This is a genomic window from Bacteroidota bacterium (genome assembly GCA_016213405.1).
Classification (GTDB): Bacteria; Bacteroidota; Bacteroidia; order Palsa-948; family Palsa-948; genus Palsa-948.
The window spans coordinates 68,982-83,397 of sequence record JACRAM010000088.1; the positions used below are offsets into that span (position 1 = coordinate 68,982).

Annotated in this window: 9 protein-coding genes; 2 read left to right on the forward strand and 7 right to left on the reverse strand. The window is 41.8% G+C overall.

Annotated elements, in window-relative coordinates; translation table 11 throughout:
* Positions 1–38: 38 nt before the first annotated feature.
* Both HY841_10865 and murI read left to right on the forward strand, forming a co-directional pair.
* On the forward strand, positions 39–3,287 hold the full coding sequence (locus HY841_10865) for a SpoIIE family protein phosphatase (protein ID MBI4931254.1): 3,249 nt from the start codon (positions 39–41) through the stop codon (positions 3,285–3,287).
* A gap of 41 nt (positions 3,288–3,328) precedes the next feature.
* Positions 3,329–4,240, forward strand: coding sequence for a glutamate racemase (gene murI, locus HY841_10870; protein MBI4931255.1), 912 nt, complete (start codon positions 3,329–3,331; stop codon positions 4,238–4,240).
* Between the two features lie 385 nt (positions 4,241–4,625).
* Here the strand turns inward: murI and ftsZ are convergent, their stop codons facing one another.
* From ftsZ to murD, 7 genes are all read right to left on the reverse strand, one after another.
* Positions 4,626–6,611 carry a cell division protein FtsZ gene (gene ftsZ, locus HY841_10875; GenBank protein ID MBI4931256.1) on the reverse strand — a complete coding sequence of 662 codons (1,986 nt, stop codon included), beginning with the start codon at positions 6,609–6,611 and terminating at the stop codon, positions 4,626–4,628.
* Between the two features lie 258 nt (positions 6,612–6,869).
* Complete coding sequence (gene ftsA, locus HY841_10880) at positions 6,870–8,195, reverse strand: cell division protein FtsA (protein MBI4931257.1); 1,326 nt, start codon at positions 8,193–8,195, stop codon at positions 6,870–6,872.
* Between the two features lie 2 nt (positions 8,196–8,197).
* Positions 8,198–9,055 carry a hypothetical protein gene (locus HY841_10885; GenBank protein ID MBI4931258.1) on the reverse strand — a complete coding sequence of 286 codons (858 nt, stop codon included), beginning with the start codon at positions 9,053–9,055 and terminating at the stop codon, positions 8,198–8,200.
* Positions 9,056–9,058: 3 nt separating this feature from the next.
* The gene (locus HY841_10890; GenBank protein MBI4931259.1) at positions 9,059–10,474 is read right to left on the reverse strand and encodes a UDP-N-acetylmuramate--L-alanine ligase; all 1,416 of its coding nucleotides are present in this window, start codon (positions 10,472–10,474) and stop codon (positions 9,059–9,061) included.
* A 69-nt stretch (positions 10,475–10,543) separates the two neighbouring features.
* Positions 10,544–11,680 carry an undecaprenyldiphospho-muramoylpentapeptide beta-N-acetylglucosaminyltransferase gene (gene murG, locus HY841_10895; protein MBI4931260.1) on the reverse strand — a complete coding sequence of 379 codons (1,137 nt, stop codon included), beginning with the start codon at positions 11,678–11,680 and terminating at the stop codon, positions 10,544–10,546.
* A gap of 8 nt (positions 11,681–11,688) precedes the next feature.
* Positions 11,689–12,876, reverse strand: coding sequence for an FtsW/RodA/SpoVE family cell cycle protein (locus tag HY841_10900; protein ID MBI4931261.1), 1,188 nt, complete (start codon positions 12,874–12,876; stop codon positions 11,689–11,691).
* Between the two features lie 91 nt (positions 12,877–12,967).
* Entirely contained in the window at positions 12,968–14,371 is a 1,404-nt protein-coding gene (murD, locus tag HY841_10905) for a UDP-N-acetylmuramoyl-L-alanine--D-glutamate ligase (protein MBI4931262.1), read from the reverse strand.
* Positions 14,372–14,416 lie beyond the last annotated feature (45 nt).

Genomic DNA, 14,416 nt, shown 5'->3' on the forward strand with positions numbered 1-14,416 from the left:
GTCAAATGATAAAAAGTATTATTCATAGTTCAGTTAAAATGAAACGTAAAGTATTATCTTTTTTTCTTTTAACTCTCTTACTTTCTCCCTTCCCTTGGGGAAGGGTTGGGGATGGGCTCTTTGCTCAGACTCTCAACCTCAATCAATTCGGAATAGAAGAAGGATTGCCTCAGTCCAGCATTTACACCATGCTTCAGGACAAGAACGGTAGCATATGGGTGGGAACCATGAGCGGTGTGAGCAAATACAACGGACTCAGTTTCGAAAACTTCAATAAGAAAGACGGTCTTGCTGAAAACAGAGTTACTTCTTCCTGCCTTGATAAAGACGGCAACATCTGGTTCGGACACTGGTCGGGCGGAATTTCAAAATACGATGCAGCGAAAAAACATTTTGAAGAAATTACTCCCGGTAAAATTGAAAGCAAGAAAACCATTAACTGCATTATGCAGGATAAAAGCGGAAGGGTTTGGATCGGAACAGATGGACAAGGCATTATTAAATCCGAAAACGGGAATTTCACCAACATTACAGCCAAAGACGGACTTGCCGGGGATATTGTGAACGCATTGATGGAAGACAAAGACGGAACCATCTGGATTGGCACATCCACAGGAATCACTCAAAGCAAATCAGGAAAACTTTCCGCTTACGAAGAAACTCTTCCTTCTAACTCCATCCACTCACTGTTTAATGACAGCAAAGGAAACATCTGGATTGGTTCAACCGATAAAGGAGTTTTCAGAATCGGTTCAGATAAACAAATGAAAGTTTACAATGCTTCAAACGGATTGTCAAATGAAAATGTGCGAATTATTTTTGAAGATGCCAACGGAACTATTTTTCTCGGCACTTACGGAGGCGGTGTTTCAAAATATCTTCCTCAACTCGAAGTGAACGGGTACAAAGGGCCGGTGTTCCAGACCATTTCATCCAAACAAGGATTGAGCAATGACCGCGTTCTCTCCATCATTCAGGACAGAGAAAAAAATATATGGATAGGAACTTACCTCAACCTCAACCAGTATTTTGACGAGCAGTTTGAAATTTACGGAAGCAATGAAGGATTGGATAATAGTTTGGTATGGTCAGTTATTCAGGATAAAAAAGGAAACTTCTGGATTGGAACAGAAGGCGGATTGATTCAAAGCCCATCCCCTGCCCTTCCCGAAGGGAAGGGAGAAAAAGATGCAACAGGAATGCACTTCAACAAACTTACAGGAAAAGAAGGAGAAATTCTGAACACCAGCGCGCTCTATGAAGATGTGAAAGGAAATATCTGGTATACTGATTTCGGAAAAGGACTTTCGCGTTACAACCCTTCTTCAAAAAAGATTGACAACTACACCGTAGAAAAAAGCGGACTGCCCGTGAATGAAATTTATTCCATCTGCGGAGATAAAGACGGAAACATCTGGATAGGAACCAACAAAGGCGGACTTTTAAAATTTGACATCGCCACAGAAAAGTTTCAGCAGTTCACAACAAAAGACGGAATAGGAAGCGAACAAATCTATACCATCTTCCGCGACACGAAAGACAGAATGTGGTTCGGAACACTTGCCGGCTCTCTTACCATGTATGATGGCTCTGCTCCCCTCTCTTCCGGGGGAGGGGTTGGAGGTGAGGTCTTTAAAACTTTCACTGACAAAGAAGGATACCCCAGCAAGTTCACGCTCTGCATCACCGAAGACGCAAACAAAAATATCTGGTTCGGAACTTTTGATCTGGGGATTTATAAATACGATGGAAATACTTTTAAAGCATACACTACAAAAGAAGGATTAAGTTCCAACACGCCATTCCTTCTCACCACTGACAATAAAAATAATTTATGGATTGGAACAGGGCTTGGCGTTGACCGCTTCAACCTGAAAGATGAAACCTTCAAGCACTATGAAAAAGAAGACGGTTTTCTGGGCGTAGAAATTAATCCCAACGCTGTTTGCAAAGATAAAGAAGGCGCATTGTGGTTTGGTTCTATTATCGGATTGGTGAAATACAATTCTAATAATGAAAAGAACAACGAGGTAGAGCCGATAACAACGATTAAGAATCCAAGATTGTTTTTTCAGGAAGCCGATATTCCTGCCGACCATGTTTTTGGATGGAGCCAGAACCATTTCACTTTTGATTTCATCGGAACATCGCTCACCAATCCGAAGCGCGTTAAATACCGCTACCAGCTGGAAGGATTGGACAAAGAAAAATCTCCTATAGTAAAAGAAAATCACGTCACCTACCCTTCACTTAATCCCGGCAGTTACACATTCAACGTATGGTCGTGCAACAACGATGGAGTTTGGAATACCGAACCCGTTACATTTCAATTCAGCATCACTCCCCCGTTCTGGAAAACAACCTGGTTCTGGGTGAGTTCCGGCATTGCCGGATTGCTGATTATCATTCTGTTTGTAAAATGGAGAGAAAAGAAACTCAAAAAGGAAAATATAATCCTTGAAAAGAAAGTGGAGGAAAGAACAATAACCATCAGCAAGCAGAATGTGGAACTCGAAAAGAAAAATGTGAAAATCACTGACAGCATTGATTACGCCAAACGGATTCAGGATGCCGTTTTTATTTCCGAGCAGGAGATGAGCAAATTTCCTTTTGAATGGTTCCTGCTCTTCAAGCCGAAAGACATAGTGAGCGGAGATTTTTACTGGAGCTACGAGCGCGGAAACAAAATATGGATTGCGGCAGCCGACTGCACAGGGCACGGAGTTCCGGGCGCGTTCATGTCACTCATCGGATACAATCTTTTGAACCACACCGTAAAAGAAATGGGGCTCTTCAAACCATCCGACATCCTCAATGAACTGCGCAGGATGATGCAGGAAACTTTTTCAGGCGGCAGTAACGGCTCATCGGTGAAAGACGGACTGGCAATTGCCATGGTGTGCATTGACAAAAAAGAAAGAGCCATGGAGTATGCCGGCTCTTACAACGCGCTCTATCTGGTGAGGAATAACAAACTGGAAGAATACAAAGCAGACCGTATTCCCATCGGACATTCGGAACACACCTCAGAAGAAGGGCTTTTCACCAATCATAAAATAGAAACACAGCAAGGCGATTCCATTTATCTTTTCTCTGACGGTTATCCCGACCAGCCGGGCGGACCGAACAAAAAGAAATTCTTCTATGGACCTTTCAAGGAAATGCTTGTTGGACTCAACACGCTGCCCCTGCAAGAGCAAAAGAAAAAACTTGACGACACCATTACTGACTGGATGCAAGAAAAAGAACAGGTGGATGACATTACAATTTTCGGAATCAGGTTTTAAAAGCCTCTCCCCGACCCTCTCCGAAGGAGAGGGAGAATGGTATGAAAGAAAAAAAATCAGAAAATTTATCTCTAATCAAATCCTCCTCCCCTTCGGGGAGGAAAGAGGTGGGGCTTTCTTCACCCATCGGCATTTTCGATTCAGGTCTTGGCGGGCTCACCGTGATGAAAGAGATTGTGAAAAAACTTCCGCAGTATGATTACATTTATTTAGGCGACAGCGCACGCTCTCCTTATGGCACGCGCTCTTTTGAAACTGTTTATCACTACACTCTGGAGTGTGTTCAGAAATTATTTACAATGAACTGCAACCCGATACTTCTCGCCTGCAACACCGCATCGGCAAAAGCATTGCGCAACATTCAGCAACTGGATCTGCCAAAGATGTCTCCTGCCCCCGATGGAATCGGGGCAGGCAAACGGGTGCTGGGTGTCATCCGCCCCACCACCGAAGTGGTTGGCAAATACACAAAGACAAAACACGTGGGAGTTTTCGGAACAACCGGCACGGTGGCTTCCAACTCCTATAAAATTGAAATAGAAAAGTTTTTTCCTGACGTGAACGTATTTCAGCAGGCATGCCCTATGTGGGTTCCGCTGGTGGAGAACAATGAACTATATGCTGATAGCGTGGATTATTTCATCCGTAAAGATATTGACGCGCTGTTCATGCAAAGCGGAGCCATTGACACCATCATTCTCGGATGCACGCATTATCCTCTTCTCCTTGAAAAAATAAAAAGATATGTACCATCCGGTGTAACCATCCTCTCGCAGGGAGAAATTGTTGCCGATAGTTTATCTGATTATCTGCTTCGCCATCCTGAAATTGAAACAGCTATTTCCCGAAACGGGAAACGGGAATTTTACACTACCGATGCTGCAGAAGCTTTTGACAAGTCAGCCAGTATCTTCTTCGGAAAAAAAATTCAGTCAACGCAGTTGGTTTTATAATTCAGAACTTACGCAAACTCTGCGGCTCGGAGTTTATCCCGATAAAAGAGGGACAAAAATCTCCGCGTTCTCTGCGGTAAAAAATGTATTGGATTTCTTTCATAATTCATTTTATGCCACAAAAACACAAAGACACAAAATTTCACAAAAGAATTTTTAGTATTTCTTTCGTGTTTTAGTGATTTAGTGGCAGATATTTTTTTCTTATTTGAATTATGAAAGATGTCTATTAACGGATAACTATTCAGAACAGAAGAAAATCCCGAAGGGATGGATACCCACAAAACCATCGTGGACAAATTAGTAATCACCGACTGAAACCTCCCGACAGAATTACATTTTGGCTGCTATTGCCTACTGTTTACTGCTTACTGCCGATTTTTTTTCAATCCGGCTTATCGTGCAGAAAAGAATTATCAGGGCGCAGGCTGGGGGTTTTGTTTGTTGCGCCATTTGATGGATTTTCTGTTCCCAGTGTGAGGCGCGATATTTCTGATTCGGAAGAATGTGGCGTATCGTTCAGCACCACGTTCTTGCGCTTGTAAGCGGGTTCATTTTCCAGTTCTGCTAATCCACCGGGAGTTTTTACTTTAAAGCTCAGTTCGCGGAGTTTTTGAATTTTTTCCTGCGCTTTTTGTTTTGCTTCTGCGTCAGAAATCGGTGGAACAGAATTAAGATGCACATCCCCTATCTTCGTCACTTTTGATTCACCTGAGTTAGTATCATTGTCTGACATGCCGGGCAAAGAAATAAACGAGCGCTTCACATCCATATTCACCGGTGGAACCTCCACTTTAGGTTCTTCTTTTTTGTCAGTTGGCAGTTGTTCGTTGTTAGTTGTTTCAGCCACTGGCAACTGACCACTAACAACTGGCTTTTCTTCCGTCAAGTCAAACTCAATACTTTTCTGTTCGTTCTCTTTTACAAGAAGGAAGGGCACAACAAAAGGTTCCTCTTCAATTTTTTCTTCTGCTATTATTTTGTCACATGTTAGTTGTTCGTTGTTCGTTGTTTCATCCACTGGCAACTGACTACTAACAACCGGCACTTCTTCCGTTTCAACCACAGGCGGAGTGGTTTCAGCAATAATCTGAGGAACTTCCTCTTTCACTTCAGAGACCACCGGCTCAAACTTCACTTCAATGCGTTTCAACTCTACGGGCTTCTCCTCTACTTTCTTAAGCTCAATTAATATTTCTTCCTTCTTTACTTCAGCTAGTGTTTGAGCAACTTCTTTTTTCGAAACAGGCTCTTCTTTTTTATCCTCTATCACTTCTGACTTCAGCATCGGTTCTGTCATTTTGGAAACTTCCACTTTTGTTTCTTCTTTCTTTTCCAAAACAGGTTTCACTTCGTTCAGATGAATCATTTTCACTTCGGGCTGCTGCGGAGTTAAACCAAGGTCAGTATTTTTTCTTTCGAAACCGCTCGCAATAATTGTCACGCTTACTTTTTCTCCGAGTGTATCATTCGTGCCGTATCCTTTAATCATTTCTGCAGTTTGCCCTGCCGCTTCCTGAACATAGTCAGTAATCTCAGCCAGTTCGTCCATGGTGAGTTCATCTTTTCCTGCACCGCAAGTGATGCTCACCAAAACATACCGTGCACCGCGAATGTCATTGTCATTTAATAAAGGAGAGTTGAGCGCCTGCGTAACCGCTTTGAGGGCGCGTCCTTCTCCGTTCGCCATGGCAGAACCCATGATGGCAACACCGCTGTTCTCCATCACCCTGCGCACATCGTTGAAATCAACATTGATGGTGAGCGCCACGTTGATGAGTTCGGCAATACATTTTGCCGCGGAAGTCAACACATTATCCGCATGAGCAAATGCCTCACCCACTTTCAGGTTATGATATATCTCGCGTATCTTGTCATTTAATATGACAAGCACCGAGTCAGAATATTTTTTCAGTTCAGCCAAACCTTCTTCGGCTTGTTTCTTTCTCAGCTTGCCTTCCCATGAAAAAGGAAGCGTGCAGATAGATACGGTAAGGATTCCCATTTCACGCGCGATTTTTGCAATCACAGGAGCCGCTCCTGTACCGGTTCCACCGCCCATTCCTGCAGTGATGAAAAGCATTTTTGTTTTTGCAAGCGCGTTTCTCAGTTCTTGCTCATTTTCTAAAGCTGCTTTCATTCCCATTTCGGGGAGCGAGCCCGCACCAAGCCCTTCGGTGAGCGCTGCTCCTAATTGTATTTTCAGCGGCACGGGGCTTGAGTCAAGCACCTGCCTGTCGGTATTGCACACAATGAAATCAACGTCTTTGATTCCCTGTTTGTACATGTGGTTGACAGCGTTGCTGCCTCCGCCTCCAACTCCAATCACTTTTATGATGGAAGATTTTTCTTTCGGTAAGTCAAACTGCATAATTATAGATTTAGGATTAAGGATTTGGGATTAAGGATTTGGAATTTAATTCCTAAATCGTAATTCCTTAATCCTTAATTTTTTTGTTTCGGCTAAATTACGTTGAGATGACTTTGGAAACAACTAACCTCTTTGGACTTATTCACTATCAATTGTGAATTACTGAAGGGTTGATTTTCGAGATTGGTTAAAATAAAAAAGCCTTTCCAATGGGAAAGACCTTTCTATATTGACGGGAGCCTGCTGTTCTAGTATCTCTTACTCTTTAAATTCTTCATCACCTTCATCAAAAAGCTTTTTTGTTTTTGAGAAGAGCGCGTCAAAAAAGTTACCGCGCATTTTTTTGGAGTGCGTGATGAGTTTTTCTGCTCCGGTGCTTGAAGTTGTATTTCTTGTTTTTTCCACTTCCAGTTCATCAAAGCCCTGCAGCACCAGCCCAACGCCTGTTGAGAAGAGCGGACTGGTTACATCCTCCACGCTTTTTGAAAGATGCTCGTTCGGGTAGCCAATGCGCGTATCCATTCCGATATAGTATTCCACCAGTTGCTTCATGTGCTTGAGTTGCGCTCCTCCGCCTGTTACTACAATTCCAGCAATGAGTTTTTTCTCGTAGCCTGAATTTTTTATTTCAAACGCAACGAGGTCAAGAATTTCTTTCATCCTTGCTTCAATGATGTTCGCAAGGTTTTTTGTAGAAATTTCTTTTGGCGTTCTTCCTTTCAATCCGGGTATCACAATTATTTCATTGTCCTGATTCTCTTTCGCCAGCGCGGAACCGAATTTTATTTTCATTTCTTCCGCATGCTTGGCGAGAATGGAACATCCCTCCTTTATATCTTCCGTTATCACATTTCCTCCGAAAGGAATCACTGCTGTATGACGTATTACTTTGTCGTAAAAAATAGCGATGTCAGTTGTTCCGCCACCAATGTCCACCAGCGCAACGCCCGCTTCTTTTTCTTCTTCGCTCAGCACAGCCGCGGCAGAAGCAATGGGCTCAAGAACCAGATCCACCACCTGCAATCCGGCTTTCTCCACGCACTTCTTGATATTTTTTGCCGCAGCCATTTGTCCCGTGATGATATGGAAGTTTGCCTCCAGCCGAACTCCTTCATGACCAATCGGATTTTTTATTCCTGTTTCGCTGTCAATGGTGTATTCCTGCGGAAGCACATGAATGATTTCTTCTCCCGGCAACATCACCAGCTTGTACATGCTGTCAATCAGCGAGTCAACATCTTTCTGCGTAATCGGAATGTCAACATTCTCGCGGATTCGCGAACCGCTGTGTTTCAGACTTTTTATGTGCTGCCCGGCAATTCCCACATGAACAAATTTAATTTCAACGTTTGATTTTTTTTCCGCTTCCTCCACCGCTGATCGAATCGCAGACACCGTTTGTTCAATATTCGCCACCACACCTCGCCTTACACCAAGAGACGGAGCTCTTCCCACTCCAAGGATTTCAATTTTTCCGAATTCATTTTTTACCCCAACCAGAACGGCAATTTTTGTGGTGCCGATATCCAATCCTACTATGAGATCGGGGTCCTTACGAGATGCAGCGAAAGTTTCTTTAGCCATGATTAATGTATTGAAGTATTATTAGTTTTTTGTTTTACTATTGGTATAAATTTTTTCTTTGAACACACCACTTGATTATTGAATTTCAGATTCAGCGTATCATAATCCTCCCATCCGGTATAATTCAGCCCTTCCTTGTAGAAAGTTTTGAGTTTCCAGAATTTTTCTTCCATATCTCCTGAATCTCCAAAAATAATTTTGTGATCGCCCACCTTAGGTACCAGCTCAATCTCGCCATGATTATTTAAATAAATCTGTTCAACATGCGCTGACCAGAATTCATCCGCCAAGATAAACTTAGCCATCGCGTAAAAATCATCCAGCAGGGTGTGAGTTTTCAGCGTATCGTTGTTAATTAGTTCGTCCATGCTCGTATGACTCCACTCATCATAACTTTCTTTTATGTTGCCAGTCACTACCAGCAACCTCGGAGTAAAATCAGGAGACCAGAGCATTAATCTCCCATTAGAATCCATATAATAACTTTCACCTTTCTGATTTATGATTCTCAAAATCGGCTGGCGCTGTTCAATCTGAATGTCCACTACTCCATTAATCGTAAGATAAACATCTGCCCGCGCAACCCATGGATTAGTGTAGCATAAGCGCTCAAGATAATTCACATCTACATTTTTCAACGGAGTATTTTCCACCTGTCCGAATCGCTGGGCAATGAGTTTACGAATGTCATCTTCATCCACGAAAAAATTTTCTTTCAACGGGTCTCGTTCAATGGTGATATTGACTTTGCTGCACAAGAGTTCGTTTTCCTGCTTTTGTACAAACGCGAAAACAGTTCCTAATCCGGCAATAAGCAGAACCCAGAATGTGATGCGCAATATCTTCTTAAACAATTCCATTGTTTAATTATTTTTTATTCTTGACAAAAGTTCTTTTGCAATCGGCTCAACGAGTGTATCAATATCTCCCGCACCAAGCGTAATCAGCACTTCAACCTTTCTTTCTTTTATTTCTTTAACCAATTCTTTTTTAGAAACAAGTTTCTTATTTTTTGTTCTCACTTTACTCAAAAGCATTTCGGAAGTCACGCCTTCAATTGGTTTTTCACGGGCTGGATAAATATCAAGCAGAATTAATTCGTCCAGCAATTCTAAACTTCTTGCAAACTCATTCGCAAAATCTCTTGTGCGTGTAAAAAGATGAGGCTGAAATACTCCCGTGATTTTTTTCTGCGGATACATTTCCTTCACTGCCGAAATGCAGGCGCGCAATTCTTCGGGATGATGTGCGTAATCATCAATGTAAACCAGATTGCTTGTTTTGATATGGTATTCAAACCTACGCTTCACTCCTTTGAAAGATGCCAGCGCATTCTTGATATTGCCAGAATAAACATTCATCCTCTGAGCCACAGCAACAGAAGCCACTGCATTCTCAACATTATGTTTTCCTGGAATTCCGAGAACAACTCCGCGTATTGTCTGCTCGGGAGTCACTACATCAAAAATGTAATCGCCTTTCTTTATCGCAATCTTTCTCGCGTAATAATCTGATGAATGCTGAAGGGAATACGTTATTTTGTTTTCATTTTTCTCCACAAGGAGAACTTTGTCAACACCTTTTTTAATCACAAGCAATCCACCATCTTTAACCTGGGAAGAAAACTGCGCATAAGTTTCTTCCATTTGTTTTTTGTCTCCGTAAATATCCAGATGGTCAGCGTCAACAGAAGTGATGACAGCAATATCCGGATGAAGCGTGAGGAATGAACGGTCATACTCATCCGCTTCAACCACTATGATAGGTTTTATTTTAGATTTTTTCTTTTTCAGTTTTTCGCTGAGTAGAAGATTGGTTCCGTAGTTCTGAGTGATGCCACCGAGAAATGCGGTGCAATCCACTTCGGAAGATTTCAGAATATGCGCGATGAGCGATGAAGTGGTTGTTTTGCCGTGCGTACCTGCTACAGCGATAGTGAAAGCTTGCTCAGTAATCGCACCCAACGTCTCTGCCCTCTTCTTTATTATATAGCCGTTCTTCTGGAAATATTTTAATTCAGAATGTTCTTTGGGAACTGCGGGTGTCAATACAACAAGAGTTTCTGGCTTCTGGCTTCTGGCTTCTGGCTGAATAAGTTCAACATTATCTTCAAAATGAATATTTATTCCTTCTGAAATAAGTTCGTCCGTTAGTGCAGTTTTTGTTTTATCATAACCGCTCACAGATTTTCCCATAGCGTTGAAGTAACGAGCAAGTGCACTCATGCCAATGCCTCCGATTCCGAGGAAGTAAACATATTTTATGTTGTCAAAATTCATCGGTTACTAATTACTAATCTTTACGAATGTTACGAATTTGTATTTCATTTTGTCTTTCTTGTCTACTGTCTATTGTTTACTTGTAAGTTTCATTACTTCTTTTGCTATCACTTCTGCCGAATTCGGAAAAGCAAGTCTGAAAATATTCTGGCTCAGTTTAGTTTGTCGTTGGGTGTCGTTCATCAAAGAAATTATTTCTTGTCCAAGCTTTTCTCTCGACTCTGAATCTTTCACGAGAATTGCAGAATCTTTTTTTACGAGTGCCATTGCGTTTTTTGTCTGATGGTCTTCTGCCACATTTGGCGAAGGAACCAGAATGCATGGCTTTTTTACTATGGCAAGTTCCGAAAGAGAAATTGCTCCTGCGCGCGAGACGACAATATCAGCACAGGCATACGCCAAATCCATTCGCGAAAGAAATCCATAGACCCGAACTCCGTTATCTTCGCGCGGCAGTTGAGAAGTAACTTCGGTTGCATATTGTATATATGACTGACCAGTTTGCCAGATTATCTGAATGTTATTTTTTATAAGTAAATCCATGCAAGAGGCAACGCTTTGATTAATGGTGCGTGCGCCTAAACTTCCTCCAAGAAAAAGAACAGTTTTTTTATTTGGGTTCAGCGAAAAATCTTTAAATGCTTTTTCTCTCTTTCCTTCCAGTGAAAGAATATCTTGCCTTACAGGATTTCCAGTGACAATAATTTTTTCTTTCGGGAAGTATTTTTCCATTCCTTCGTAAGCCACACAGATCTTATTCACTCTTTTGCCAAGAAGTTTATTTGTGATTCCTGGAAATGAATTCTGCTCCTGAATCAGACAAGGAATATTCATTCCCGAAGCAGTTCTCAACAGTGGACCGCTTGCAAAACCTCCCGTGCCGACTGCCACATCGGGCCTAAAACTTTTGATTATTTTCTTTGACTTCATCAAACTTGATATCACTTTAAAAGGAAACGACAAATTATCAATCGTCAGTCTCCTTTGCAATCCGCTTATCCACAGCCCTTCTATTTTATATCCAGCAGAAGGAACTTTTTCCATTTCCATTCTTCCTTTGGCTCCCACAAAAAGTATTTCCGTCTTCTCATCAATTTTCTTCAGCGCGCTGGCAATAGCAATGGCAGGAAAAATATGTCCGCCTGTTCCGCCTCCGCTGATAATTACTTTCATATGCTTTGCCCCTTCCCTAAAGGGAGAGGACATATTTTATCTTATATCCCAAATGGCACACTTTGCATTTCTCCCTTTAGGGCCGGGGTGTCATCTGTCTTCTTTTCTTTTTCAAGTTCTCTGCTCGCGCTCAAAATCATTCCAATCGCAATGCTTGCAAACCAGATGGAAGTTCCACCCATGCTCACAAGCGGAAGCGGTTGTCCTGTAACAGGCACTAAGTTCACCGCCACCGCCATATTTATCATCGCCTGAAAAACCAAAATGAATGCACATCCGACAGCAAGCATGCTGGGAAAAATTTTCTGGCACTTAGTGGCAATCCGAATAGCCCGATACAATAATATAAGGTAAAGGAAAATCACAAAGACCGCCATCCACAATCCGTATTCCTCAATGATGATTGCGAAAATAAAATCCGAATAGGGGTGAGGCAAAAAATTCCTCTGTGTGCTTTTGCCAGGACCTTTTCCAAAAATTCCACCTGTAGCAATTGCAATCTTGGATTGTTCTACCTGATAATTTACTTCTGATTTTCCATCTATGAAATTTTCAATCCGCGCTTTCCATGTCGGACCGCGGTGAATTGCGTCTGGGAAATTCCATATCAATACTCCGAGCAAAGCAACAGCCACAATTCCAATACCGATAATTGATAAAATATATTTAAAATTAATTCTTCCGATAAACATCAGTATCAGGCAAGTTGTAAAAAGCATTGCCGAAGTGGAAAAATTTGCAGGCATAATCAAAACACAAACAAATACCACAGGAATTATTATCGGCAGAAAAGCACTTTTAAAATCCTTGATTTCATTTTGCTTGACGGCAAGCGTTCGCGCCACATACATGATGAGCGCAATCTTTGCGAAGTCAGATGTCTGAAATGTTAAATCAATCACAGGAATTCTCAGCCATCGGCTTGCTTCGTTTATACTTGAACCTGAAAAAAGTGTTATTGCTAAAAGCGGAACTGCAAGTATCATGACAATAACTGCAACGCGCGAATAAAATCCACTTCTGAGTTTGTGCGTTAAATACATCAGCACCAGTCCGAACAAAATTATTCCCGTGTGCTTGAGAAGATACGGTGCCGTGTCGCCCGCCTTGTATTTGTATGCGAGCGTTGCAATAGAACTGTAAACAGTGAGGATAGACAAAATGGACAGAAACACCACAACCGCCCAGATTGTTTTATCTCCGTGTATTTTTTTTAGAAAGTTTTTCATACCCTTTCTTTATTATTTATTTGTCATTCCGAGCAAAGCGAGGAATCCCATTGAGAGATTTCTCCTTTCTGTCGAAATGACATTTTATTTATTACAACGACTTTACCGCCTGCTTGAATTTTCTTCCTCTGTCCTCGTAGTTGTCAAACAAATCAAAACTTGAGCAGCAGGGAGAAAGCAACACAGTGTCGCCCTTAGTTGAAAGTTTTGCAGACATGCGAACTGCTTCGTCTGCTGATTTTGTTTGCACAATCACATCCACAATTTTAGAAAATGCTTTTATTATTTTTTTGTTGTCTGTGCCAAGGCAAACAATTGCTTTCACTTTCTGCTTCACTAATTCCTGAAGCATTTTGTAATCGTTTCCTTTATCAATTCCTCCAACAATCCACACAGTGGGATGTTGCATGCTTTCTAATGCATACCAGGTGGAATTCACATTAGTTGCTTTTGAATCGTTGATGTAATCAACGCCATGAACTTTGGTTACAAATTCAAGGCGGTGCTCAATGTTTTGAAAATCCGAAAGCGATTCGCGGATTTCGTTTTTTCGCACATCAACAAGGCGTGTGGCAATTCCTGCCGCCATTGAGTTGTACTGGTTGTGTTTTCCCTGTAGTGCTAGTTGTTCTACGAACATAGTGAGTGGTGTTTGTGTTTGGTTTATATTGATTTTTATTTTATTCTTTTCTAAGTGCGCTCCTGTTTTTATTTTTCTTTTTATCGAGAAAGGAAACAGGCGCGCGTTGAACTTTCTCTTTTTAAATTCTTTTTTTATTATTTCGTCATCAGCGCAATAGATGAAAGCGTCTTCCTTTGTTTGATTCTGTGTTATGCGGAACTTCGAGTTGATGTAGTTCTGAAACTTGTAGTTGTAACTATCGAGATGATCAGGAGTGATGTTGGTGAGGATAGCAATGTTGATTCTCGTCTTGAACATTCCGTCTAATTGGAAACTGCTCAACTCCAGAACGAAATAATCGTAGTTGCCTTCTGCCACGAACATTGCAAAACTTTTTCCGACATTTCCACCCATCGCTACTTTGTATCCTGCGTTTTTCAGGATGTGATAAATGAGATTGGTCGTAGTGGTTTTGCCATTCGTTCCCGTGATTCCTATCAGAGTTGCTTTTGTGTATCGTGATGCAAACTCAATTTCAGAGACGATTGGAATTTTTTTCTTCCTCAACTTCACAATCATTTCTGCTTTTTCAGGAATGCCCGGACTTTTTACTACTTCGTCCGCATTCAGAATCAGGGAAGCCGTGTGCTTTCCTTCTTCGTGCGCTATGCCATGATGTGAAAGAACTTTCTTGTATTCGTCTTTTATCTTTCCTTTGTCCGAAACAAAAACTTCAAAACCTTTTTTCTTCGCCAGCACTGCCGTCCCCGTTCCGCTTTCGCCTGCTCCTAAAACCACCAGCCGAAGCCCAACCCGTCCCTCCCGAAGGGAGGGTGACTGGTTCTGCTGCTTTTCTTTTTCCCATTTCTTCATTTTACTTTTCCTTTCTCCCTTCCCTTTGGGAAGGGTTGGGGATGG

Excerpts from the sequence above, each read along its gene's own strand:
- HY841_10865 (MBI4931254.1), top strand. The coding sequence starts at position 39 with ATGAAACGTAAAGTATTATCTTTTTTTCTTTTAACTCTCTTACTTTCT.
- murI (MBI4931255.1), top strand. The coding sequence starts at position 3,329 with ATGAAAGAAAAAAAATCAGAAAATTTATCTCTAATCAAATCCTCCTCC.
- ftsZ (MBI4931256.1), bottom strand. The coding sequence starts at position 6,611 with ATGCAGTTTGACTTACCGAAAGAAAAATCTTCCATCATAAAAGTGATT.
- ftsA (MBI4931257.1), bottom strand. The coding sequence starts at position 8,195 with ATGGCTAAAGAAACTTTCGCTGCATCTCGTAAGGACCCCGATCTCATA.
- HY841_10885 (MBI4931258.1), bottom strand. The coding sequence starts at position 9,055 with ATGGAATTGTTTAAGAAGATATTGCGCATCACATTCTGGGTTCTGCTT.
- HY841_10890 (MBI4931259.1), bottom strand. The coding sequence starts at position 10,474 with ATGAATTTTGACAACATAAAATATGTTTACTTCCTCGGAATCGGAGGC.
- murG (MBI4931260.1), bottom strand. The coding sequence starts at position 11,680 with ATGTCCTCTCCCTTTAGGGAAGGGGCAAAGCATATGAAAGTAATTATC.
- HY841_10900 (MBI4931261.1), bottom strand. The coding sequence starts at position 12,876 with ATGAAAAACTTTCTAAAAAAAATACACGGAGATAAAACAATCTGGGCG.
- murD (MBI4931262.1), bottom strand. The coding sequence starts at position 14,371 with ATGAAGAAATGGGAAAAAGAAAAGCAGCAGAACCAGTCACCCTCCCTT.